General features: G+C 71.0%; 21 protein-coding genes and 1 riboswitch. Of the genes, 8 read left to right on the top strand and 13 right to left on the bottom strand.

Features of this window, described 5'->3' with window-relative positions; genetic code table 11:
- Positions 1–112: 112 nt before the first annotated feature.
- Positions 113–237: riboswitch (cobalamin riboswitch) on the bottom strand.
- A gap of 63 nt (positions 238–300) precedes the next feature.
- From OG776_RS16240 to OG776_RS16225, 4 genes are all read right to left on the bottom strand, one after another.
- Positions 301–819, bottom strand: coding sequence for a GNAT family N-acetyltransferase (locus OG776_RS16240; RefSeq protein WP_148010388.1), 519 nt, complete (start codon positions 817–819; stop codon positions 301–303).
- A 122-nt stretch (positions 820–941) separates the two neighbouring features.
- A complete protein-coding gene (gene mctP, locus OG776_RS16235; protein WP_148010389.1) occupies positions 942–2552 on the bottom strand; it encodes a monocarboxylate uptake permease MctP in 1611 nt (536 codons plus the stop codon).
- The gene (locus OG776_RS16230) at positions 2549–2830 is read right to left on the bottom strand and encodes a DUF3311 domain-containing protein (RefSeq protein ID WP_148010390.1); all 282 of its coding nucleotides are present in this window, start codon (positions 2828–2830) and stop codon (positions 2549–2551) included. Before OG776_RS16230 ends, mctP begins: the two co-directional genes overlap by 4 nt.
- Positions 2831–3102: 272 nt before the next feature.
- Entirely contained in the window at positions 3103–3867 is a 765-nt protein-coding gene (locus OG776_RS16225) for a GntR family transcriptional regulator (RefSeq protein WP_148010391.1), read from the bottom strand.
- Positions 3868–4270: 403 nt separating this feature from the next.
- Here OG776_RS16225 and OG776_RS16220 point away from each other — a divergent pair, with 403 nt between their 5' ends.
- The 4 genes from OG776_RS16220 (at position 4271) to OG776_RS16205 (ending at position 9047) form a co-directional block, all read left to right on the top strand.
- Positions 4271–5557, top strand: a complete 1287-nt coding sequence (locus OG776_RS16220) for an extracellular solute-binding protein (RefSeq protein ID WP_148010392.1) — start codon at positions 4271–4273, stop codon at positions 5555–5557.
- 93 nt (positions 5558–5650) lie between these two features.
- Positions 5651–6637 carry a carbohydrate ABC transporter permease gene (locus OG776_RS16215; RefSeq protein ID WP_148010393.1) on the top strand — a complete coding sequence of 329 codons (987 nt, stop codon included), beginning with the start codon at positions 5651–5653 and terminating at the stop codon, positions 6635–6637.
- On the top strand, positions 6634–7491 hold the full coding sequence (locus OG776_RS16210) for a carbohydrate ABC transporter permease (protein WP_148010394.1): 858 nt from the start codon (positions 6634–6636) through the stop codon (positions 7489–7491). Before OG776_RS16215 ends, OG776_RS16210 begins: the two co-directional genes overlap by 4 nt.
- 8 nt (positions 7492–7499) lie before the next feature.
- Entirely contained in the window at positions 7500–9047 is a 1548-nt protein-coding gene (locus OG776_RS16205; RefSeq protein WP_148010395.1) for a glycoside hydrolase family 3 protein, read from the top strand.
- 218 nt (positions 9048–9265) lie between these two features.
- On the opposite strand, the gene nagB is transcribed toward OG776_RS16205, so the two are convergent.
- Positions 9266–10051 carry a glucosamine-6-phosphate deaminase gene (gene nagB / locus OG776_RS16200; protein WP_148010396.1) on the bottom strand — a complete coding sequence of 262 codons (786 nt, stop codon included), beginning with the start codon at positions 10049–10051 and terminating at the stop codon, positions 9266–9268.
- A 392-nt stretch (positions 10052–10443) separates the two neighbouring features.
- Between nagB and OG776_RS16195 the strand changes: the two genes are divergently transcribed.
- The gene (locus OG776_RS16195) at positions 10444–11514 is read left to right on the top strand and encodes an SIS domain-containing protein (protein ID WP_148010397.1); all 1071 of its coding nucleotides are present in this window, start codon (positions 10444–10446) and stop codon (positions 11512–11514) included.
- A 431-nt stretch (positions 11515–11945) separates the two neighbouring features.
- Positions 11946–13412 (top strand): sensor histidine kinase, encoded by a 1467-nt coding sequence (locus OG776_RS16190; protein ID WP_148011046.1) that lies wholly within the window; start codon positions 11946–11948, stop codon positions 13410–13412.
- 242 nt (positions 13413–13654) lie between these two features.
- Here the strand turns inward: OG776_RS16190 and OG776_RS16185 are convergent, their stop codons facing one another.
- On the bottom strand, positions 13655–13912 hold the full coding sequence (locus OG776_RS16185; protein WP_006380970.1) for a WhiB family transcriptional regulator: 258 nt from the start codon (positions 13910–13912) through the stop codon (positions 13655–13657).
- Positions 13913–14229: 317 nt separating this feature from the next.
- Positions 14230–15198: a diacylglycerol/lipid kinase family protein gene (locus OG776_RS16180; RefSeq protein ID WP_148010398.1), complete on the bottom strand. Its 969-nt coding sequence runs from the start codon at positions 15196–15198 to the stop codon at positions 14230–14232.
- A gap of 195 nt (positions 15199–15393) precedes the next feature.
- Here OG776_RS16180 and OG776_RS16175 point away from each other — a divergent pair, with 195 nt between their 5' ends.
- Entirely contained in the window at positions 15394–15849 is a 456-nt protein-coding gene (locus tag OG776_RS16175; RefSeq protein WP_148010399.1) for a hypothetical protein, read from the top strand.
- 244 nt (positions 15850–16093) lie between these two features.
- Here OG776_RS16175 and OG776_RS16170 read toward each other — a convergent pair whose 3' ends face one another.
- From OG776_RS16170 to OG776_RS16160, 3 genes are all read right to left on the bottom strand, one after another.
- Positions 16094–17284 carry an RNA polymerase sigma factor SigF gene (locus OG776_RS16170; protein WP_329321317.1) on the bottom strand — a complete coding sequence of 397 codons (1191 nt, stop codon included), beginning with the start codon at positions 17282–17284 and terminating at the stop codon, positions 16094–16096.
- Complete coding sequence (locus OG776_RS16165) at positions 17281–17694, bottom strand: anti-sigma regulatory factor (RefSeq protein ID WP_054228129.1); 414 nt, start codon at positions 17692–17694, stop codon at positions 17281–17283. The genes OG776_RS16170 and OG776_RS16165 overlap by 4 nt, the downstream gene beginning before the upstream one ends.
- Before the next feature lie 258 nt (positions 17695–17952).
- A complete protein-coding gene (locus OG776_RS16160; RefSeq protein ID WP_148010401.1) occupies positions 17953–18213 on the bottom strand; it encodes a UBP-type zinc finger domain-containing protein in 261 nt (86 codons plus the stop codon).
- Between the two features lie 61 nt (positions 18214–18274).
- On the opposite strand from OG776_RS16160, the gene OG776_RS16155 reads away from it, so the two are divergent.
- Positions 18275–19870: a Na+/H+ antiporter gene (locus OG776_RS16155; protein WP_148010402.1), complete on the top strand. Its 1596-nt coding sequence runs from the start codon at positions 18275–18277 to the stop codon at positions 19868–19870.
- A gap of 25 nt (positions 19871–19895) precedes the next feature.
- Here the strand turns inward: OG776_RS16155 and OG776_RS16150 are convergent, their stop codons facing one another.
- From OG776_RS16150 to OG776_RS16140, 3 genes are all read right to left on the bottom strand, one after another.
- Positions 19896–20858 carry a 1-aminocyclopropane-1-carboxylate deaminase/D-cysteine desulfhydrase gene (locus OG776_RS16150; RefSeq protein ID WP_443077270.1) on the bottom strand — a complete coding sequence of 321 codons (963 nt, stop codon included), beginning with the start codon at positions 20856–20858 and terminating at the stop codon, positions 19896–19898.
- 56 nt (positions 20859–20914) lie between these two features.
- A complete protein-coding gene (locus OG776_RS16145; RefSeq protein WP_329321314.1) occupies positions 20915–21505 on the bottom strand; it encodes an N-acetylmuramoyl-L-alanine amidase in 591 nt (196 codons plus the stop codon).
- 148 nt (positions 21506–21653) lie between these two features.
- Positions 21654–21887 carry a hypothetical protein gene (locus OG776_RS16140; RefSeq protein WP_148010405.1) on the bottom strand — a complete coding sequence of 78 codons (234 nt, stop codon included), beginning with the start codon at positions 21885–21887 and terminating at the stop codon, positions 21654–21656.
- Positions 21888–22113: the final 226 nt, after the last annotated feature.

The following is a 22113-nucleotide window of genomic DNA, read 5'->3' as shown; positions in this document are numbered from 1 at the left end:
TCGGCACGGGGCCTGGCGGAGGGCAGCGGGACACGCGACTCCATGACGGGTACGCGTGCGTCCACCGGCCCATTCCACGAGGCCCGGACGTCGTCGGCGCCCGGGCCGGCCGGCCCGGGGCACGCTGTCGGCAGGTCCTCGGACTCGAGCCCGTGCGCGAATGCGCACAAGTACACCGTTGCGGGACAGTTCCGGATTCGCACCGGATTCCCCTGCGGCGACAGCGAGCATGAGCATACATCTGGTGCCGGGCTGAGGAAGCACCCCCACATGTTGTGCCGTGTCGGCTCGGGAGGCGCGCTACGGAGTGTGGCTGAGAGCCAACTCGTAGGTGAGGAGGAGGATGTCGTCGAGGTGCGGAACGGGGTTCCAGTCGCGCTCCGGGGTGCGCGTGAAGCCGAGGCGTTCGTAGAGCCGGTGGGCGGCGTGCATGGTGCGCTGGGTGGACAGCACCACCCGCGCACAGCCCCCGGTGGCCCGTGCGCGGTCGACGCAGGCGCCGACGAGGGCCGTGCCCGCTCCCCGGCCGCGGGCCTCGCGCGCGACGGCGAGCATCCGGATCTCGGCCTCGCCCGGCCGGGCGATGTCGGCCAGGGGGCCGCCCCGGGGGACGAAGGTCACGGCGCCGAGGAGCCGTCCGTCCTCGACCGCGACGACCACCTCGGCCGCGGCGGCGCGCCGCGCGACGTCGCGCAGCGCGCCGAGATACGGGTCGTTCTCCCCGTAGTCGAGCAGCCCGTCGCCGAGATAGGCGCGCACGGTGATCTCGCCGACGCCGGGATACTCCTCGGGCCGTGCCGGTCTGATGATGAGGTCCATGCCCGGAGTGTGCATCAGACACACGGCGGCGGGCCGCCGGATTTCTCTCCGGCGGCCCGCCGCGCGTACCGCTGTCGCGCACCCCCGGCCGCTCCCGCCGGGCGGGCACGGCCGGCGGGAGCCTAGTGGCCCGCCTCCGCGGTGGCGGGGGGCAGTTCGACCTGGACCCCCGGGTCGCCGGCGTCCGCCGTGTAGTCCTCCGGGGACGTCTCGTCGGTGCCGTCGGGCGCCTTGAAGGCGCGCAGGACGAAGGTGAGGACGACGGCGACCACCACGTTCATCACGAACGCGGTGAGGCCGATGTATCCGATCTCCCCGATCCCCGGGATCTCCTTGGAACTGCCGCCGAAGTGCTTCTGGGTCGGCGAGGCGACCCCGTAGGCGGCGAGCGTGCCGTAGAGCATGCCGACCGCCCAGCCCCCGAGCAGTGCCCAGCGGTGGAACCAGCGCGTGAACAGCCCGCCGACCAGGGCCGGGAAGGTCTGCAGGATCCAGATGCCGCCCAGGAGCTGGAAGTTGATGGCGACCGTCTTGTCCATCGTCAGGACGAAGACCAGCGCGCCCACCTTCACCAGGAGCGAGACCAGCTTGGAGACCTTCGTCTCCTGCTCCGGGGTCGCGTCCGGCCTGATGAAGTCCTTGTAGATGTTGCGGGTGAAGAGGTTCGCGGCCGCGATGGACATGATGGCCGCGGGGACCAGCGCCCCGATGCCGATCGCGGCGAAGGCGACCCCCGCGAACCAGTCCGGGAACATGTCCTCGAAGAGCTGCGGGATGGCCAGCTGGCCGTTGGTGACCTTCACCCCGGCCGCGATCGCCATGAAGCCGAGCAGGGCGAGCAGGCCCAGCATCAGGGAGTAGAGCGGCAGGATCGTGGTGTTGCGCCGGATCACCTCACGGCTGCGGCTGGACAGCGTCGCGGTGATCGAGTGGGGGTACATGAACAGGGCGAGCGCGGAGCCGAGCGCCAGGGTGGCGTAGGTCCACTGCCCGGCCTGGGCCGGTACGATCCCGCCCGCGCCGGCGGCGGCGTACTTCTCGCTCGCCGCGTGGAAGATCTCGTCGAAGCCGCCCAGCTTGATCGGGATGTAGATGATGGCCACCGCGATCACGATGTAGATCAGGGTGTCCTTCACGAACGCGATCAGGGCCGGGGCGCGCAGTCCCGAGGAGTAGGTGTACGCGGCCAGCACGCCGAAGGCGATGAGGAGCGGGAGGTCCTTGACGAACCAGTTGGTGTTCTCGCCGCCGCCGACGCCCATCACGTCCAGCACGGCCTGGATGCCGACCAGTTGGAGCGCGATGTACGGCATGGTCGCGAGGATGCCGGTGACGGCCACGGCCAGGGACAGTCCCTTGGAGCCGAAGCGGCCGCGCACGAAGTCCGACGTCGTCACATAGCCGTGCTTGTGCGAGACGGACCACAGGCGGGGCAGGAACGTGAAGACCAGCGGATAGACCAGGATCGTGTACGGCACGGCGAAGAAGCCGGCCGCGCCCGCCGCGTAGATCGCCGCCGGTACGGCGACGAAGGTGTACGCCGTGTAGAGGTCGCCACCGAGCAGGAACCAGGTGACCCAGGTGCCGAACGACCGTCCGCCCAGGCCCCATTCGTCGAGGCTGTGCTCGTTGTCGGCCCTGCGCCAGCGCGCGGCCAGGAAGCCCATGACCGTGACGGCCACGAAGAAGAAGATGAAGACGGCGAGTGCCACGCCGTTCACGCCGCCGTTCATGCGTCGGCACCGCCCTTCGTGGTGGCGCGGGCGCGCTGGTCACGCTGCCACAGCTGGTGGGCGGTCACGGTGAGCACGGTCGACACGATCACCCAGAGCATCTGGTACCAGTAGAAGAACGGGATACCGATGAAGGCGGGGTCGGTCTTCGTGTACGAGCCGACCCACAGCAGCGCCACGAACGGGGCGATCAGGCAGAGGGCGATCACCACGCGGACCGGTGTCACCACCGCGACCGGTCTCACCACCGGTGGTTTCGCTTCCGGCACGTCTGACATGAGCGGCTCCGTCCCCTCGCAGGTCACCTGTGCAACGGCCAGGAAATCTAGGCGACGGTTCCGCTTTATGGAACCCCATCTCCGGCGGGGGATGTGGAGGGTTGGTGTCCGCCTGTGCGGGCGCCTCGCGCATCGCTCCCGGCGGGCCGCGCCGGGACCGCTTCTCGCACGTGAATACGAGGAGGTAGCGCGCGGCCCGCGGGGCGTCACCGGCGTGCCGGACGGCACGGTTCCGCCGGTGCCGGCACCCGGCCGGGGGCGTCCCGCTCCCGTCAGTCCTGCGGACGCTTGAGCCTGGCGACGAACTTGTAGCGGTCGCCGCGGTACACCGAGCGCACCCACTCCACCGGCTCGCCCTGCCGGTCGATCGAGTGCCGGGACAGCATCAGCATGGGCAGACCGACGTCGGTGCCGAGCAGCCCGGCCTCGCGCGGGGTGGCCAGCGACGTCTCGATGGTCTCCTCGGCCTCCGCGAGGTGGACGTCGTAGACCTCGGCGAGCGCGGTGTAGAGGGAGGTGTACTTGACGAGCGACCGGCGCAGGGCGGGGAACCGCTTCGCGGAGAGGTGGGTCGTCTCGATGGCCATCGGTTCGCCGCTGGCCAGGCGCAGCCGCTCGATGCGCAGCACCCGGCCGCCGGCCGAGATGTCGAGCAGTTCCGCGAGGGTCTCGTCGGCGGTGATGTAGCCGATGTCCAGGAGCTGCGAGGTGGGTTCGAGGCCCTGGGCGCGCATGTCCTCGGTGTACGAGGTGAGCTGGAGCGCCTGCGAGACCTTCGGCTTGGCGACGAAGGTGCCCTTGCCCTGGATGCGTTCGAGACGGCCCTCGACGACGAGTTCCTGGAGGGCCTGGCGCACGGTCGTGCGCGAGGTGTCGAACTCGGCGGCGAGGGTGCGCTCGGGCGGCACCGGCGTGCCGGGCGGCAGGGTGTCCGTCATGTCGAGCAGGTGCTTCTTGAGGCGGTAGTACTTGGGCACGCGCGCGGTACGGATGGGGGCCCCACCCTCGTTCTCCGCACTGCTGACGTCGGTGCTCATGCTCTGCCTTCCCGGCTCCGGGTGCCGAAGCGACCGGCATCCCGCCGGTCACGGCTCACATCGTGGCACGGCTTCGTGTGTGCGTGTCTCCCGCACGCTCCGTGATCCCCTCTATATACCGTCGGCTCACCGGTTGGTCTAGTCCATCGTGCGCGCGAGGTTCCTGAACAGCCCTGCCGTTTATGCCACTTACCTACTTAAAGGTCCTTGCATATGTAGGTCCCATAACGGACGGTCGGCCTGGCTTACACACCCTTGACACCCCTCTAGGTCTAGGCCAAGCTCCCCGTACTGGTCTACACCATTGGTCCAGGTCCCGGCCCCACGGGCAGTAATCGGCAGCGATTCGGCGTGTGTCACCGCGGTGGGCAGGGGGGTTTGTGGCATCCCTGAGGAGGGTGGCGTGAAGCGGAAGCTGGCAGCTGCGATCGGTATCGCGGGCATGATGGTCTCCATCGCGGCGTGCGGGGGCAGTGACGACAAGTCCGGGGGGTCGGACAAGGGCGCGGACGCCAAGGAGCTGACCGTCTGGCTCACGGTGGACGCTCAGAACAACTGGCCCGAGCTGGTCAAGGCCGCGGACGCGGCGGTGAAGGCGAAGCACCCGGGCGTCAAGATCAACCACGAGTACTACGGCTGGCCGGACAAGAACACCAAGCTCGACGCGGTCCTCGCCACCGACAAGGCCCCCGACGTGGTCGAGATGGGCAACACCGAGATGCTCGGCTACATGGTCAAGGGAGCCTTCGCCCCCGTCGACGCCACGAAGTTCGACAACTCGGCCGGGTGGCTGGACGGCCTGAAGGCGTCGGTCACCTACGAGGACAAGACCTACGGCGTGCCGTACTACGCCGGTGGCCGCGTCGGCAACTGGCGCAAGGACGTGGCGGCTTCGGCCGGCGTCAAGTCGACGCCGAAGACGTACCAGGAGCTCACCTCCGACCTGGACAAGATCCAGAAGAAGGAGGGGAACAAGTTCAACGCCTGGTACCAGCCCACCCGCGACTGGTACGCCGCGATGTCCTTCGTCTACGACGCCGGCGGCTCCATCGCCACCGACGAGGGCGGCCAGTGGAAGGCCAGCCTCTCCTCGCCCGAGTCGCTCAAGGGCCTCAACGAGTTCAAGACCGTCGTCGACAAGTACATGCACGGCGACAAGACCAAGGACGAGTCCGACCGTTACATCGTCTACGGCCAGGGCAAGTCCGCCATGATCTTCGGCGCCGCCTGGGAGGGCGCGACCTCCGAGGACCCGAAGAACGACAAGACCGGCAAGCTGAAGGGCAACCTCGAGAACTTCGTGATGCCCGGCCCGTCCGGCAAGAACCTGCCCGTCTTCCTCGGCGGCTCCGACCTCGCCATCCCGGTGAAGTCCAAGGCGCAGGCCCTCGCCGGCGAGTGGATCAACGCCTTCACGGGCTCCAAGGGCCAGAAGGGCCTGATGGCCAAGGGCAACCTGCCCAACAACAAGACCGACCTCGCGACCCTCAAGAACGACCCGGCGACGGTCGTCCCGGCCACCGCGGCCGAGAGCAGCTGGTTCGTGCCGATGGCACCGGGCTGGGGCCAGGTCGAGAAGGCCCAGGTCCTGCAGACGATGCTGCAGAACATCGGTACCGGCAAGAAGTCGGTGGAGGCCGCCGCGAAGGACGCGGACGCCGCGATCGACAAGGTCATCAACACCAAGTGACCTGAGCGCAGGGCCCCGTCGGACCCCGGGGAACGCTTCCGGGGACGGGGCCCTGCTTCTCGTACGACCTGAGGGACCGCTGAGGAGCGCGCGATGAGTGCCGCAGAGACGACCACCCCGACCAAGGCGCCACCGGCGCGGCAGGCATCGCCACCGGCGGCCCCCACGGCGCCACGCAGGAGGCGGGCTCCCGGCGGATCCGCCACCCCCTGGGCCCTGCTCGCCCCCTGTCTGCTGATTCTCGCGCTGGTCATGGGCTACCCCCTGGTCCGGCTCGTCACCCTGTCCTTCCAGAAGTTCGGCCAGTCCCAGCTCTGGGGCTTCCAGCCGGCCGAGTCGGTCGGCTTCGACAACTTCACCAAGGTGCTCGGCGACGGCGAGTTCTGGACGGTCGTCCTCCGTACGATCGTCTTCGCCGCCGGGTCCGTGATCCTCACGATGGTCGCGGGCATGCTCATCGCGCTGCTCCTCCAGCGCGTCTCCGGCTGGGTCAAGGCGCTCGTCAACATCGTGCTCGTGGCCAGCTGGGGCATGCCGATCATCGTGGCCACCACGGTCTTCAAGTGGCTCTTCGACTCGGACTACGGCGTCTTCAACGCCCTGCTGAGCAAGCTGCCGGGCGTCGACATGGTCGGCCACAACTGGTTCGCCAGCGGACCGCAGGGCCTGGCCGTGATCATGCTGCTGGTGGTGTGGGGCGCGGTGCCCTTCGTCGTCATCACCCTCAGCGCGGGACTCACCCAGGTGCCCAAGGAGCTGGAGGAGGCAGCCCGCCTGGACGGCGCCGGCCCCTGGGGGGTCTTCCGGTTCGTGACGCTCCCCATCCTCAAGCCGATCGTCGTGATGCTGACGACGCTCTCCGTCATCTGGGACATGGGCGTGTTCCCGCAGGTCTTCGTGATGCGCGGCGGCCACCCCGAGGCCGAGTTCCAGCTGCTCACCACCTACTCCTACGACCGCGCCTTCGTGGTCAACGACTATGCCCAGGGGTCGGCGATCGCCCTGCTGACCGTCCTGCTCCTGCTCGGCGTGGTCGCCGTCTACATGCGCCAGATGCTCAAGATCGGAGAGGTCGAATGAGCGCCGTCGCCCCGTCGAGGCGTACGTCCCCCGGACCCCGCAGGTCCAAGCTCGGCTGGAACGTCCTCGGCCTGCTCGTCTTCGTCACCGCGGGCTTCCCGGTCTACTGGATGCTGAACACCGCGTTCAAGCCCGCGAAGGACGCCATCGACCCGGATCCGAGCCTGTTCCCCACCGGGCTGACGCTCGACAACTTCCGCCGCGCGCTGGACATCGCGGACTTCTGGGGCCCGGTCGGCCGCAGCCTCGTCGTGTCCCTCGCGGTCGTCGTCATCGGTGTCGTGGTCGGCATGCTCGCGGCGCTGGCCATCTCCCGCTTCGCCTTCCGCGGCCGCAAGATCGTGATCGTCGGCATCCTGGCCGTCCAGATGATCCCGCTGGTCGCCATGATCATCCCGGTCTTCCTGCTGCTCAACGACCTCGATCAGTACGACAAGCTTTCCGGCCTGATCATCACCTATCTGACCTTCATCCTGCCGTTCACGGTGTGGACGCTGCGCGGCTTCATCGTCAACATCCCGAAGGAGCTGGAGGAGGCGGCCATGGTCGACGGCTGCTCCCGCACCGGCGCCTTCGTGCGGGTGGTCTTCCCGCTCCTGGCCCCCGGCATGGTCGCCACCTCGGTGTACGCCTTCATCCAGGCGTGGAACGAGTACCTGTACGCCCTCATGCTGATGAGCCAGAAGAACCAGACCGCCACTGTCTGGCTCGGCAACTTCACCACCAAGCACGGCACCGAGTACGCCCCGATGATGGCCGGTGCCACCATGATGGCGGTACCGATCGTCGTGCTCTTCCTCATCGTCCAGCGCAAGATGGCCGCGGGGCTGACCGCGGGCGCCGTGAAGGGATAACGCCCCCGATGACGACACTCGCCAGCGGAACAGCCGCGTCCAACGCGGACAAGGATGACCTCGCACGCGACGCGCTGACCGTCCTGCAGCCGGGCTTCACGGGGACCACGGCCCCCGACTGGCTGCTGCGCCGGCTCGGGGAAGGCCTGAACTCCGTCGGCCTCTTCGGCCGGAACATCGTCTCGCCCGGACAGCTGGCCGCCCTGACGGCCCAGTTGCGCGCGGAGCGCGACGACGTCCTCGTGGCCATCGACGAGGAGGGCGGCGACGTCACGCGGCTGGAGGTCCGGACCGGCTCCTCCTATCCCGGCAACCACGCGCTGGGCGCGGTGGACGACGTGGAGCTGACCCGCGAGGTGGCCTCGGCGCTCGGCCGGCGCCTGGCGGCCTGCGGGGTGAACCTCAACTGGGCCCCGTCCGCGGACGTGAACTCCAATCCCGGCAACCCGGTCATCGGCGTACGGTCGTTCGGCGCCGACACCGATCTGGTGGCCCGGCACACCGCCGCCTACGTCACCGGCCTGCAGTCCGCCGGCGTCGCGGCCTGCACCAAGCACTTTCCCGGGCACGGCGACACGGCGGTCGACTCGCACCACGCCCTGCCCCGCATCGACGCGGACCTCCCGGTCCTGCAGGCACGCGAGCTCGCCCCGTTCCGGGCCGCGATCGCCGCGGGCACCCGGGCGGTGATGAGCGCGCACATCCTGGTCCCGGCGCTGGACCCGGACCGCCCGGCCACGCTCTCCCGCCGCATCCTCACCGGTCTGCTCCGCGAGGAACTGGGCTACGAGGGACTCATCGTCACCGACGGCATGGAGATGCAGGCCATCGCCGCGACGTACGGCATCGAGCGGGGCAGCGTCCTCGCCATCGCGGCCGGCGCGGACGCGATCTGCGTGGGCGGCGGCCTCGCGGACGACGAGACGGTACGACGGCTGCGCGACGCGCTCGTCTCGGCGGTCCGCACCGGCGAACTGGCCGAGGAGCGCCTCGCGGACGCGGCGGCCCGGGTGCGGGCACTGGCCCGCTGGACGAGCGCCGCGTCGGGCCGGGACGCGCGGGGCGCGGGTGCCGCGGGCGGGACGCAGGACGTGAGCCGCGAGGACGACACCGCCGGGATCGGCCTCATCGCCGCCCGCCGCGCGCTGCGGGTCACCTCCTCCGCACCGTACGTCCCGCTCGACGGCGCCCCCTACGTGGCCGCGCTCACGCCGGTCGCGAACATCGCGGTCGGGGACGAGACGCCCTGGGGCGTCGCCGCCGAACTGGCCCGGCTGGTGCCCGGAACCGAGACCGGCGGCTTCACCGGCGACGACACGGCCGCCCGGGTCCTGGCCGCCGCGGGTTCCCGGCGGATCGTCACCGTCGTCCGTGACGAACACCGGCACCCGTGGATGGCGACGGCCCTCGACACCCTGCTCGCCGCCCGCCCCGACACCGTTGTCGTGGAGATGGGCGTGCCGCAGGCGCCGCCCCGGGGCGCCCCGCACATCGCGACCTACGGCGCGGCCCGCGTCTGCGGACGGGCCGCGGCGGAGGTCATCGCCGGGGCGTAGGGCCTTTCTTCCGGCTCGGGCCCACGGCGTCTTTCCGGGCGGCCCGAGCGGGGTCCGGCGACCCCGGCACGATCCGGAAGACGGGCCCTCGGGCCGCCGCGGGGGAGCGGCCGGCCCCGGCCCGCGCACATGAAGGCGCCGGGCCCCTGTTGTCGGACAGGGGCCCGGCGCCTTCGAGTGCCGGGCAGACGAGACTTTGCGGATACGGCCTAAGGCCCCTAGATGCCCTGCCAGTCCGGCTTGTTCGCGAAGGTGTGCCGGAAGTAGTCCGCGAGCTTCAGCTCGGACGCCGCCGCCTCGTCCACGACGACCGTGGCGTGCGGGTGGAGCTGGAGCGCCGAGGCGGGGCACACCGCGGCGACCGGACCCTCCACGGTCGCGGCGACCGCGTCCGCCTTGCCCTCGCCGGTGGCGAGCAGCACCAGGTGCCGGGCCTCCAGGATCGTGCCGATGCCCTGCGTGATGACGTGGTGCGGCACCTGCTCGATGTCGCCGTCGAAGAACCGGGCGTTGTCGACCCGGGTCTGCTCGGTCAGCGTCTTGATCCGGGTCCGCGAGGCGAGCGAGGAGCACGGTTCGTTGAAGCCGATGTGCCCGTCCGTCCCGATGCCGAGGATCTGCAGGTCGACACCGCCGGCCGAGGCCAGCGCCCTGTCGTAGGCCTCGCAGGCGGCCTGGACGTCCTGTGCCGCGCCGTCCGGTCCCATGAACGCGGCCATGTCCAGGCCGAGCGGCTCCAGCACCTCGCGGCGCAGCACCGACCGGTAGGACTCGGGGTGGTCGGCGGGGAGCCCCACGTACTCGTCGAGCTGGGCGATCCGGGCCCGCGAGGCGTCCACGGCGCCGGAGCCGACACGCGCCGCGAGCGCCTCGTAGATGGGCAGCGGGGTCGATCCGGTGGCCACGCCGAGCAGGGCGTCGGGCTTGCGCAGCAGCAGATGCGCGATGGCCTCGGCGATCAGCTCGCCGCCCGCCTTGGCGTCCGGGACGATGACAACTTCCACGCTGGGCCTGCCGATCTGGGGAGGGGCTCGCCGGGAACCGAAGGGAACACGTGTGGTGTAGACCAATCTAGCAAAGATGACCCGCCCATGGTCGTGGGCGGGCGCGCGTGGCCGCACCGCCGACACGCGGGCCGCCGGGACCGCACCCGCCCGGCGCGCGGACGCGCCCAACACACCAGGCCCGCCCGGCCGATCCGCCCCGGTCCGCGATGAGATGCTGACACCGGACCGCGGTCACGCCACCACCCCGGTGACGGACACCGCACCCACGACGGCACCGGGACGCACGTCCCGGCACTCCCGCACCCCGTCACTCCGTCGGTCCCGCTCCGCGCCCGCCCCGCGCACCGGCCCCGGTCGACCCGTACGGCCGGACGTCCTCAGGAGGCACCATGACCGCCCCCGTCCCGGACTCCCCGACCGACCTCCCGGGTCGGATCATGGCCCGGGAGATGGCCGAACAGCCCGCCGTGCTGCGCCGCATCCTGGAGACCGGCGCGCCGCGCATCCAGGAGGTGGCCCGGCTGGTCGCCGCCCGCGCGCCGCGCTTCGTGCTGCTCACCGCCCGCGGCACCTCGGACAACGCGGCCCTCTACGCCAAGTACCTGCTGGAGATCCGGCTCGGCCTGCCGTGCGGGCTCACCTCGATGTCGACGACCACCGCGTACGGCGCGCGGCCCGATCTCACCGACGTCCTGGTGATCACCGTCAGCCAGTCCGGCGGCTCCCCGGACCTGGTGGCCTCGACCCGGGCCGCCCGCGAGGCCGGCGCCGTCACGGTCGCGGTGACCAACAACCCGGACTCCGCGCTGGCCGGAGTCGCCGAGTACCACGTCGACATCATGGCCGGACCCGAGAAGGCCCTGCCCGCCACGAAGACGTACACGGCCTCCCTCCTCGCCCTCTATCTGTTCGTCGAAGGACTGCGCGGCGGCGACGGAGCGGCGGCGGAGGTGCTGCCCGGCCACGCGGCCCGGCTGCTCGCCAGGCAGGACGAGATCAGGACCCTCGCCTCCCGCTACCGGTTCGCCGACCGCATGGTGATCACCTCCCGCGGATACGGGTATCCGACCGCGAAGGAGGCCGCCCTCAAACTGATGGAGACCAGCTACATCCCGGCCCTGTCCTACTCGGGTGCCGACCTGCTGCACGGCCCCCTCGCCATGGTGGACAACATCTCCCCGGTCATCGCGGTGGTCACCGACGGCAGGGGCGGCGAGGCGCTGCAGCCCGTCCTCGACCGGCTGCGGGCACGCGGCGCCGACCTCGTCGTCATCGGCCCCGCCGCCCAGGTGGAGCAGGCCTCGGCCGGGTTCGTGCTGCCCACCGAGTCGGTGGCCGAGGAGGTCCAGCCGATCCTGGAGATCCTTCCGCTCCAGCTCCTGGCCTACGAGGTGACCATCGCCCGTGGCCAGGACCCCGACGCCCCGAGGGCCCTCGCGAAGGTGACGGAGACCCACTGAACCGCCGGCCCGGCCCGGTCCCCGCATGCGCCGAAGCGGCCCCCGCCGGGGGCGGAAGCGGGCTACGCTGCGGGGTGGACGCTGTGGGAAGTCCGACGAGGTGACACGAACAAACATCCGTCGGCTCATGGACGCGAGAACGTGGTCTAGTCCACAATGTTCGGGTAGGGCGTCCGCCGCTCGCGGCGTCACGCCGTCAACTGAAAATGCCTCCGTCTTCCCCGCACAGGAAGACGGACCGAGGAACCGGTGCTCTCTGCCCTGACTGCTCCGGGTCCTCTCCATCGGCCGACCGGGACCGCACACCCCGTGGCCGTTGCTGCTCCGGGCTGCGGTGCCGGGAGGGTTGAGGGTCCCTCCCAGGCGCCGCGGCCCGCGGGTGTCTTCGGGCCCCGGCCGGGCCCACGGGTACGCTCGCACCTGTGCCCTCCATGAACGACCTCGTACGCCAGCACACCGCTCTCGGTGCCTCCGATCTCGAGTGGCTGCATCTGCTGGTCTCGGAGTGGCAGCTGCTCTCCGACCTCTCCTTCGCCGACCTCGTCCTGTGGGTCCCCACCCGGGACGGCACCCGCTATGTCTCGGTCGCGCAGATGCGTCCCAACACCGGCCCGACCTCGTACCAGGACGACATGGTGGGCCATCTGGTCCCGCGGGGCCGCCGTCCGCTGCTGGACGCCGCGCTCGACGAGGGCCGCATCGTGCGCGAGGGCGACCCCGAATGGCGGGAGGAGGTGCCGGTGCGGGTCGAGTCCATTCCGGTGCGAAGGGAGGGACGCGTCCTCGGGGTCATCGCGCGCAACACCAATCTCCTCACCGTGCGTACGCCGAGCCGGCTGGAGCTGACGTACCTCCAGAGCGCCTCCGACCTCGCCCAGATGATCGCGGCCGGCTCCTTCCCGTTCCCCGACCAGCAGGTCGACATGGACGCCTCGCCGCGCGTGGGCGACGGACTGATCCGCCTGGACGCGGAGGGCATCGTGCAGTACGCGTCGCCGAACGCGCTGTCCGCCTACCACCGGCTGGGGCTCGCCTCCGACCTGGTGGGCCACAACCTCGGCACCACCACCTCCGAACTCGCCCCGTCCCGCGGGCCGGTGGACGAGGCGCTGGCCAAGGTCGCGAGCGGCTGGGCACCCCGGGAGTTCGAGATCGAGAGCGCCGAGGGAGTGATCCAGCTGCGGGCGATCCCGCTGAAGCCCAAGGGCACCCGGGTCGGTTCCCTCGTGCTGCTCCGCGACGTCACCGAACTGCGCCGCCGCGAAAGGGAGTTGATCACCAAGGACGCGACCATCCGGGAGATCCACCACCGGGTGAAGAACAACCTCCAGACGGTGGCCGCGCTGCTGCGGTTGCAGGCCCGGCGCATCGAGTCGGAGCGCGGCCGGGAGGCCCTGGAGGAAGCCGTCCGGCGGGTCGGATCGATCGCGATCGTGCATGAGACGCTGTCTCAGAACCTGGACGAGCGGGTGGAGTTCGACGAGATCGCCGACCGGGTGCTCGCGATGGTCGCCGAGATCTCGCCGGGCAAGGTCACCGGCCGTCGCACCGGGCGCTTCGGGGTCCTCGACGCGGAGGTGGCGACACCGCTCTCCATGGTCCTCACCGAGATTCTGCAGAACGCGCTGGAGCACGGCTTCCGTGAGGGCGACCGGGGCACGGTCGAGGTCTCGGCGGTCCGGGGCGGCACCACGAAGGAGACCCGTCTGCTGGTCACCGTCCAGGACGACGGGGTCGGTCTGCCGGAGGGCTTCGACCCGCACCGCTCGGGCAACCTCGGCCTCCAGATCGTACGGACCCTGGTGGAGGGCGAGTTGGGCGGCACGTTCGACATGGTGCCGGCCCCGGAGCGCGGCACCCAGGTCATCCTGGACATCCCGGTGCGGGCGGCCAAGTAGGACGCGGTCCGCATCCCGGCGGCGCGGCGGCCGGCCGCGGGCCGGGGCGCAGCGCGCGCGACAGAGGCCCCGGACCTTGCGGTCCGGGGCCTCTGCTCACGTTGCGATGGGGGTACCCCCTGCTCGAACACGGTCGAGGGTACGGGGGGAGCATCGGGGGTACTGCGCGCTGCGGCTCGGGGGCGGGAGATGCGTACGCGCTGTACGCGCCGCCAAGCTCAGGCTCGTTGCGGGGTGGGGTGTCAGGCGGTGGCCTGACGAGCCCGGTTGCGGGCGGCGCGGCGCTTCATCGCACGACGCTCGTCCTCGCTGAGGCCACCCCAGACGCCGGAGTCCTGGCCGGACTCGAGCGCCCACTGCAGGCACTGCTCCATGACGGGGCAGCGGCGGCAGACGGCCTTGGCTTCCTCGATCTGCAGCAGCGCAGGACCGGTGTTGCCGATGGGGAAGAAGAGCTCGGGGTCTTCCTCGCGGCAAACGGCGTTGTGACGCCAGTCCATGGCTGCTACCTCTCCTTGGTATTACATGCACGGTGCTTGTGAATGTGAACGCTTTCACGAATCCCTCAACAAGTGAAGGGCCGACTACCAGACGCACTGGTGTGGTCCTTGATTTGAGGAGGGGTTCTGGCGCTCTGTGGGGCCGATGTTGCGGGCCGTCCCGAGCGCCACGTAGAGACTCGCAAACCTCAGCGGCGGATACAACCCCTTCCGGAAAGTTTTTTTTGATTCCTCGGTGTCGACTAGGTCACAGCCGTACTTCCATGGGGTGGACCCTGGTCTAAACGTTCGAGTGAAAGGACTTTGAGCCCTTCCACTCACACAATCACACGCAGTGCACGGCGTACGCCTGTGAACGTCACGCTCGTACGCAGTCCCAGGTGGTCGCCGTCCATCTGGAGGGGGAGCGGCACCTTCGAATGCAAGGTGAAGTCGGTCAGGTCATGCAGGGACAAGGCGTGCTTTCCCCGTGGGCCGCGCTCGGGGGACGAAGTGAGCAACTGGGTGGCATACCGGGCGACCGCGCTCGTCGACATCCGGCTGAGGCCCAGTACGTCGAGCCCGGTATCGAACGAGGCCTTAGGCGAGGCGTACACCGGACGATTGCCGAGAAACGTCCAGGGCGAGGTGTTGCAGATGATGGACAGGACGAGATCGGTGACCGGGTCCTCGCCGGGGCGGTCCAGGGTGATCGTTCCGTGCCTGCGGTGAGGTTCGTCCAGAAACTGACGTACCACCTGGCGCAAATACAGCGCGTGCGTGGAGCGCTTGCCGCGTTCCCGCTGCTGCTCGACCCGGCCGATCACCCCGGCGTCGAAGCCGAGCCCCGCACAGAACGTGAACCACCGGGAGGGGACGGACTCGTCCTCGGTGCCGGGGGTTCCCGCGGCGAGACCGAGGCCGACCGTGCGCTCGCGGCTCTCCCGCAGCGCGTCCAGGAGGGCGCCGGTCGCCTCGACCGCGTCGTTGGGGAGGCCGAGGGCGCGGGCGAAGACGTTGGTGGAGCCGCCGGGGACCACGGCGAGGCGGGGGAGGCGCTCCAGCTCGGGCCCGTTGTGCAGCAGTCCGTTCACCACTTCGTTCACGGTGCCGTCGCCGCCGAGGGCGACGACCAGTTCTATGTCCTCGCCCTCCGCGGCCTGCCGGCCCAGGTCCCGGGCGTGCCCGCGGTACTCGGTCGTGACCACTTCGAGCTTCATCTCGCTCGCCAACGCGTGGATCAGGACATCGCGCGTGCGCGCACTTGTGGTGGTTGCCGCCGGATTGACCACGAGAAGTGCACGCATGCGATGCAGCGTACCTACCGTGCGGTACTCGTCCCAGACCGAGGTAGGGATCGGGTAAGAGATGAGGGCGTGAGTCTCGACACGGAGAGGGAACGCGGAAACGGGGTACGGAGGTGCGGGCGGGGCGACGCCGACGGGGCGCCGGACGGTCCGGGGGCCGGTCGTGCGCAGGAGGCCGGCGGCTACCCTTCAGAGGTGAGCGCTGAGCAGACCCCCGCCCCCGACGCGTCGACCGAGCAGTCCCGTCCCGGACGGCTGACCGCCGCGGCGGCGCTGGCCGCGCTGGAGGGACTCGCCCTCGCCGCGGGCGGTGTCTACCTGTTGGCGCAGGGGCTCACCGGGTCACCGGACGACCGGCGGGGCGCCGTCACGGGAGGCGTGACGCTGATCGTGCTCGCGCTGCTGCCGCTGCTGGCGGCGCGCGGACTGCTGCTGCGCCGCAGATGGAGCCGGGGCCCCGCGGTCATCACCCAGATCCTGGCCCTGCCCGTCGCCTACAACCTGCTCCAGGCCGACAGTGTCGCGATTCCGGCGGGCATCGTCCTTGCGGTGGTCGCGGTCGCGGGCCTGGTCCTGCTGGTCAGTCCGTCGACGACGGCGGCACTCGGCATCCGCGGCCCCGGCGGCGCGGAGGAGCCCCCGCGGCGCTGACGGCCCGCGGCCCGCGCGGGAGGTGTTCCTCCATGTCGGTGCGGGCGGCGGTGGTGCCGGGCGCGTCCATCGGGCGGTGCCCCCCTCGGACGGCGGCCCCGGGGCGTGCTCCGGTCCCGCGGCGGGGCCGGTCCGTTCGGCGGTGCCGCGGCTGACGCCGGGAGCCCGGCGCCACTGGTTGGCCGGGCACCGGGTGGTGCCGGGAGGCCGCGGCGCGGCAGGCCGCCCCGCGGGGCGGGCCGGCCTACTCCTCCACCAGCAGCTTTTCGCGGAGTTGCGCGAGGGTGCGGGCCAGGAGGCGGGAGACGTGCATCTGGGAGATGCCCACCTCCTGGGCGATCTGCGACTGCGTCATGTTGCCGAAGAAGCGAAGAAGCAGGATCCGCTTCTCCCGCGGCGGAAGGTCCTCCAGCAGCGGCTTCAGCGACTCCCGGTACTCGACACCCTCCAGCGCCTCGTCCTCGGCGCCGAGCGTGTCGGCGACCGCCGGCGACTCGTCGTCCGTGTCGGGAACGTCCAGCGAGAGCGTGGAGTACGCGTTCGCGGACTCCAGCCCCTCCAGGACCTCTTCCTCGGAGATGGCCAGCTTCTCGGCGAGCTCGTGGACCGTGGGTGAACGCCCGTGCTGCTGGGAGAGTTCCGCGGTCGCCGTGGTGAGCGCGAGCCGCAGTTCCTGCAGCCGGCGCGGCACACGGACCGCCCACCCCTTGTCCCGGAAGTGCCGCTTGATCTCACCGACCACCGTCGGGGTCGCGTACGTCGAGAACTCGACGCCGCGCTCCGGGTCGAACCGGTCGACCGACTTGATCAGGCCGATGGTGGCGACCTGGGTCAGGTCGTCCAGCGGCTCCCCGCGGTTGCGGAAGCGGCGCGCGAGGTGCTCGACGAGCGGAAGGTGCATGCGGACCAGCTGGTTGCGCAGCTCCGCGTACTCGGCGCTGCCGTCCGGCAGCTTGCGCAGCTCGATGAACATCGCCCGCGCCCCGCTGCGGTCCTGCGGGTCCTTCGGGTCGTGCTGGATCTGCTGGACGCTCGGTCCGTGCTGAGTGGCCTGCCCGCTCTGCGCGTTCTGCGCAGCCGACTTGTCGTGTTGTTCTTGCTCGCTCATAGTCCCGCCCGTCACCAGCCGCCGCCCTTCCGAGGACGTGCTCCGCGCGGCACCCTCCGGATCCCGTTGCCCGTCGTCCCGGCCGGGGAGCTGCTCCTGTCCGTCCCCGTCGACCGGCGCGTCCCCCGCGTTCCCGGCTTCGTCCGGGCCGGGGGGATCCCCGGCCCGGGAGGCTGTGCCGTCGTCCGGGTGCGGCCGGGCCTGCTCGGGGATGCCGTCGGCGCCCTCCGCCACGCGCCGGGGCGCGTCGAGGCCGTCGGCGCGCCCGGCGGGAAGCCCCCGTGTGCCGCGCTCTTCGTCCCGCACCGGCCCGTCCCCGTCCTTCACGCCGGCCCGGGTCCCGCGCCGCGCTGTTTGTAGAGGCTGATCGAAACGGTCTTGTCCTCGGCGACGGTGGAGTCGACCTTGCCCGCGAGCGCCGAGAGCACGGTCCACGCGAACGTGTCCCGTGACGGAGCGTGACCGTCGGTGGTCGGAGCGGAGACCGTCACCTCGAGCGAGTCGTCGATGAGCCGGAAGACGCAACTGAGCACCGAACCGGGAACGGCCTGCTGCAGCAGGATCGCGCAGGCCTCGTCCACCGCGATGCGCAGGTCCTCGATCTCGTCGAGGGTGAAGTCCAAACGGGCCGCGAGGCCGGCCGTGGCCGTGCGCAGCACCGACAGGTAGGCACCCGCGGCGGGCAGCCGGACTTCCACGAAGTCCTTCGTCGCGGGCTCGCCTGCGATCTGGGACACCCTCACCTCCAAGGTGGTACAAGCTCATTCGAGCTCTTTCGGGGCCGAGGGTCGCCCCCCGGGGTAACGCGCCAGGTGTTCAGCGGTGACGCTACCGCGCTCCCGACTTTCCTGTCCTGGGGACCCCACCCCTTGCTGTCACTCATAGTAAGCCTATGAGTACGGACAGTGGCTAGGGGTCTGCGGGCCCAAATAGGAAGAGCGCGCGCCGGGTTGACGTACCCAGGCGTCAGACGGTCGAACCGTCCCGACGGCGGGTCACGCCAGTACGTGGTCGACGAAGCACCAGCGCCAGCTCTCACCGGGCTCGAACGTTCGCATCACGGGGTGTCCCGTCTCCTTGAAATGCTCTGTCGCGTGCCGCAGCGGCGAGGAGTCGCAGCAGCTGAGGTGCCCGCATTCCAGGCACAGGCGCAGCTGTACCGGATGTGTGCCCGCGGCGAGACACTCCAGGCACGTGTCGCTCGTGGGATCGGGTTCGGGGTGCGGCAGCGCGTCGGCATGCGTGCACTGTTTCATGATTGCCAGGTTACGTCGGGCGTGCGGGATGCCGCGCGAAAACGAGGGCGGGCGGACGAGGATGCACGTATTGCCACTGCTGTTGCTGGTCGCGGGAAGCGCCGCGGTCGCCGGGGCGGCCCGGCGCACTCCGGTGCCGGCGCCGCTGCTGCTCGTCGCCGCCGGCCTCGTCGTCGCCTACGTCCCCGGGGTGCCCGGATACGAACTCGACCCCGATGTCGTCCTCCCGCTGCTGCTGCCCCCGCTGCTGTACACGGCCGCCACCGACAGTTCGTACCTCGACCTGCGGGCGCATCTGCGGCCCATCGCGCTGCTGTCGGTCGGGTACGTGCTCTTCGCGACGCTGGCCGTCGGCTGGGTCACCTATCTGATCGTGCCGGGTCTGCCGCTGCCCGCGGCGCTGGTGTTCGGGGCGGTGGTGGCGCCGCCGGACGCGGTCGCTGCCACCGCGGTGGCGCGCCGGGTGGGGCTGCCCTCGAAGATCACCACGATTCTGCAGGGCGAGTCGCTGGTCAACGACGCGACCGCGATCACCGCCTACAAGGTGGCCCTGGCGGCCGCCGTCGGCGAGGGCGCGACGTGGACGGGCGGCATCCGTGAGTTCCTGGTCGCGGCGGTCGGCGGCGTGCTCGTCGGCCTCGTGCTGATGATGCCGATCCACTGGCTGCGCACGCACCTGAGCGAGGCGCTCCTGCAGAACACCCTCTCCCTGCTGATCCCCTTCGTCGCGTACGGGATCGCCGAGCAGGTGCACGCGTCCGGGGTGCTCGCCGTGGTCGTCGTCGCGCTCTACCTCGGACACCGGGCCTGGGAGGTCGACTTCGCGACCCGGCTCCAGGAGGAGGCCGTCTGGAAGATGGTCGCGTTCGTCCTGGAGTCGGCCGTGTTCGCGCTGATCGGCCTGCAACTCCCGGTCGTCCTCAAGGGCCTCGGCCCGTACGAGGGGCTCAGCGCCGCCTGGTACGCGGTGGCCGTCTTCCTGGTGGTGGTGGCGGCCCGGTTCGTATGGGTGTATCCCGCCACCTTCCTGCCGCGGATCCTCTCCTCGCGCGTCCGGGAGCGGGAGGAGAACCCCACCTGGAAGGCTCCCTTCGTCATCGGCTGGGCCGGGATGCGGGGCGTGGTGTCGCTCGCCATCGCCTTCTCGATCCCGCTCACGGTGGACGGCGGCGAGCACTTCCCCGAGCGCAACCTCCTGCTCTTCCTCACCTTCACGACCGTCATCGCCACCCTGGTCGTCCAGGGGCTGAGCCTGCCGCCGCTGATCCGCCTCCTGAAACTGCCCGGCCGCGACCCCCAGGCCGAGACGCTCGCCGAGGCCAACGCCCAGGCCCAGGCGTCCCGGGCCGCCGAACAGCGCCTCGACGAGCTGCTCGCCGACGAGCGCAACGCCCTGCCGCCGCCGCTCGCCGACCGGCTCCGCTCGGTCCTGGAGCGCCGCCGCAACGCGGTCTGGGAGCGGCTCGGCGCGGTCAACCCGGTGACCGGTGAGACCGCCGACGACACCTACCGCAGGCTGTCCCGCAAGATGATCAGCGCCGAGCGCGAGGTCTTCGTGCGGCTGCGCGACCACCGCTACATCGACGACGAGATGCTGCGCACGCTGCTGAGACGGCTGGACCTGGAGGAGGCGGCGGCCTACCGGGAGGCGGCGTGAGGCCTCCGCGGCGCCCGTGCCCGGGTCACCCCGGCGGCGCCCCGGTGATCACCGCCGCGACGGTCGTGCCCGGTGCGAACGCCCCCTCCTCGGCCAGGGCGACAAGTCCGTACAGCATCTTGGCGACATAGAGACGTTCGACGGGCAGACCGTGGCGCCGCTCGAAGTCCTCGGCGAAGAGGTCGAGTTCGGACGTGGTGCGCGCGTAACCGCCGAAGTGGAAGCGGTCGTCGAGGGACCAGGTGCCGCGGCGGCCGCCGAAGGCGGCTTCCTGGAGGGCCTGTACCTCCGCTTCCAGGAAGCCGCCCTTGAGGACGGGGACGCCCAGCGCCCGCTGGTCGCCCGCGAGACCGGCGGCCAGGCCCGCGAGGGTGCCGCCCGTCCCGCAGGCGAGGGCGACGACATCGGCGCGGCCGCGCAGTTCCGTGCCGAGCTTCCGGCAGCCGTGCACGGCGAGGGCGTTGCTGCCGCCCTCGGGGACGACGTAGGCGTCCCGGGCGTCCGCGGCGCGCAGGATCGCGGCCAGGGTCCGCGGCTCGGCCTTCCGGCGGTAGGTCGGCCTGTCGACGAAGTGCAGCCGCATCCCGTCCGCGGCGCACCGGGCGAGGGAGGGGTTGAGGGGGCGGCGGGCCAGTTCGTCGCCCCGGACCACGCCGACGGTCGGCAGTCCGAGGAGACGGCCCGCGGCGGCGGTGGCCCGGAGATGGTTCGAGTACGCGCCGCCGAAGGTCAGCAGGGTGCGGCCGGCCGCGGCGCGCAGGTTCGGTGCCAGCTTGCGCCACTTGTTGCCGATCAGCTCCGGGTGGATCAGATCGTCCCGTTTGAGCAGCAGCCGGACGCCGTGGCGCGCGAAGCGTCCGTCCGCGACCGGGCGCAGCGGCGAGGGCAGCCGGGGCCGCAGTCCGGCCGGGTCGGGCGTTTCCGGGACGTCCGGGACGCCGGGCACGGTGGGGGCGCCCGGAACGCCGGGGCCGTCGGGGCTGGTCACCCCACCATTGTCGGACAGCCGTACGGGAATCCGGGCGACCGGCGAACGCGTGTGCGTCATTTCAGGCGGTCGCGGACCCGCGCTCTCATCGAGGCCATCGTGAAACCGCGCGGATCGATCTTGCCCGGCTGCCACTCCAGGTGGCCGATGACCGAGCGCTCCGTCCAGCCGTGGTGGCGGCAGATCGCGGCCGCGACCTTCTCGATCGCCTCCAGCTGGACCTCGGGCCAGGGGTCCTTGCCGTTGCCCAGGTTCTCGCACTCGAAGCCGTAGAAGTGACGGTTGCCGTCGGTGTTCGCCTCGTTGTCCACCGGGAGCGCCTTCTCGGCGATCACGGCACGCAGCACGTCGTCGTCGCCCAGGCCCGCGTGGTTGACCCGCCCGTAGCCCACGAGGTGCACGACGCCGTCCTTGGTGATGACGCCGTGACACAGCGGGCCCGGCAGGTCGGCCCGACCCGCGCGGCAGAGGCCGATGGTGCGCTCGTCGCCCGCGGACGCCGTGTGGTGGATCATCACCCCGTACACCGGGCCCCACGGCCCCTTGTGGTTGCGGTTGTGCTGTTCCCACTCGCCGACCTCGACGACGGTGAGGCCTTCCCTCCTGAGCCGGTCCAGGAAACCGGCCGCGGACATGGGTGGAGCCATGACCGCCTCCTTCGCGCTGTACGCCGGCCACCGGACGCGGCCGTCTCGTACCGCCGCTTCTACCCGGAAGCGGAGGGTCCGGGTGAGCCGTTCGTACAGCGTGCGAGCCGATCCGGTCAGGGCCGGGCGCGCACCGGGGAAGCGCCGTTCAGGAGCGCAGGAACGCGTCCCCGTTCGCCGCGATGTGGCTCTCCAGGGCCTGGAGGGCCTGCTGCGTCGCCTCGGGGGACCCGCTGCCGCGCCGCTCCGCGTAGTACGCCGCGCCGAGTCTCTTGAGGAGGTCGGCACCCGCGCGCTGCGCCTGCACCTCGTCCAGCTTCTGCTTGCCCTGCGTGAGCCCCCGCTGCGCCTGTTCCTTGGCGCGGTCCAGGAAGCCTGCCATCGCCGTCTCCTGTCGTCGTCCGTCGAAATGTCAAACGGTTGGCCTGAATGCGGAGTTCCCGGACACGGCGACGCGAGGCTGTTCGACGGTGCGGGCCCCGTTGTTCGAGAACGCGGCACCGCCGATCCGGAGGTCAGGGCTCCGCCCGGTTCGCCCGCTCGGCAAAGTGCGCGTCTCTGCCCAATCGGACGTGATCCATTCCCCCTCATTCGTGTAATAGCACCGG

This window comes from Streptomyces sp. NBC_01689, assembly GCF_036250675.1.
Taxonomy (GTDB): Bacteria; Actinomycetota; Actinomycetes; order Streptomycetales; family Streptomycetaceae; genus Streptomyces.
Note: the sequence above shows the minus strand (reverse complement) of the source record. Positions and strands in the feature narration are given on the sequence as shown.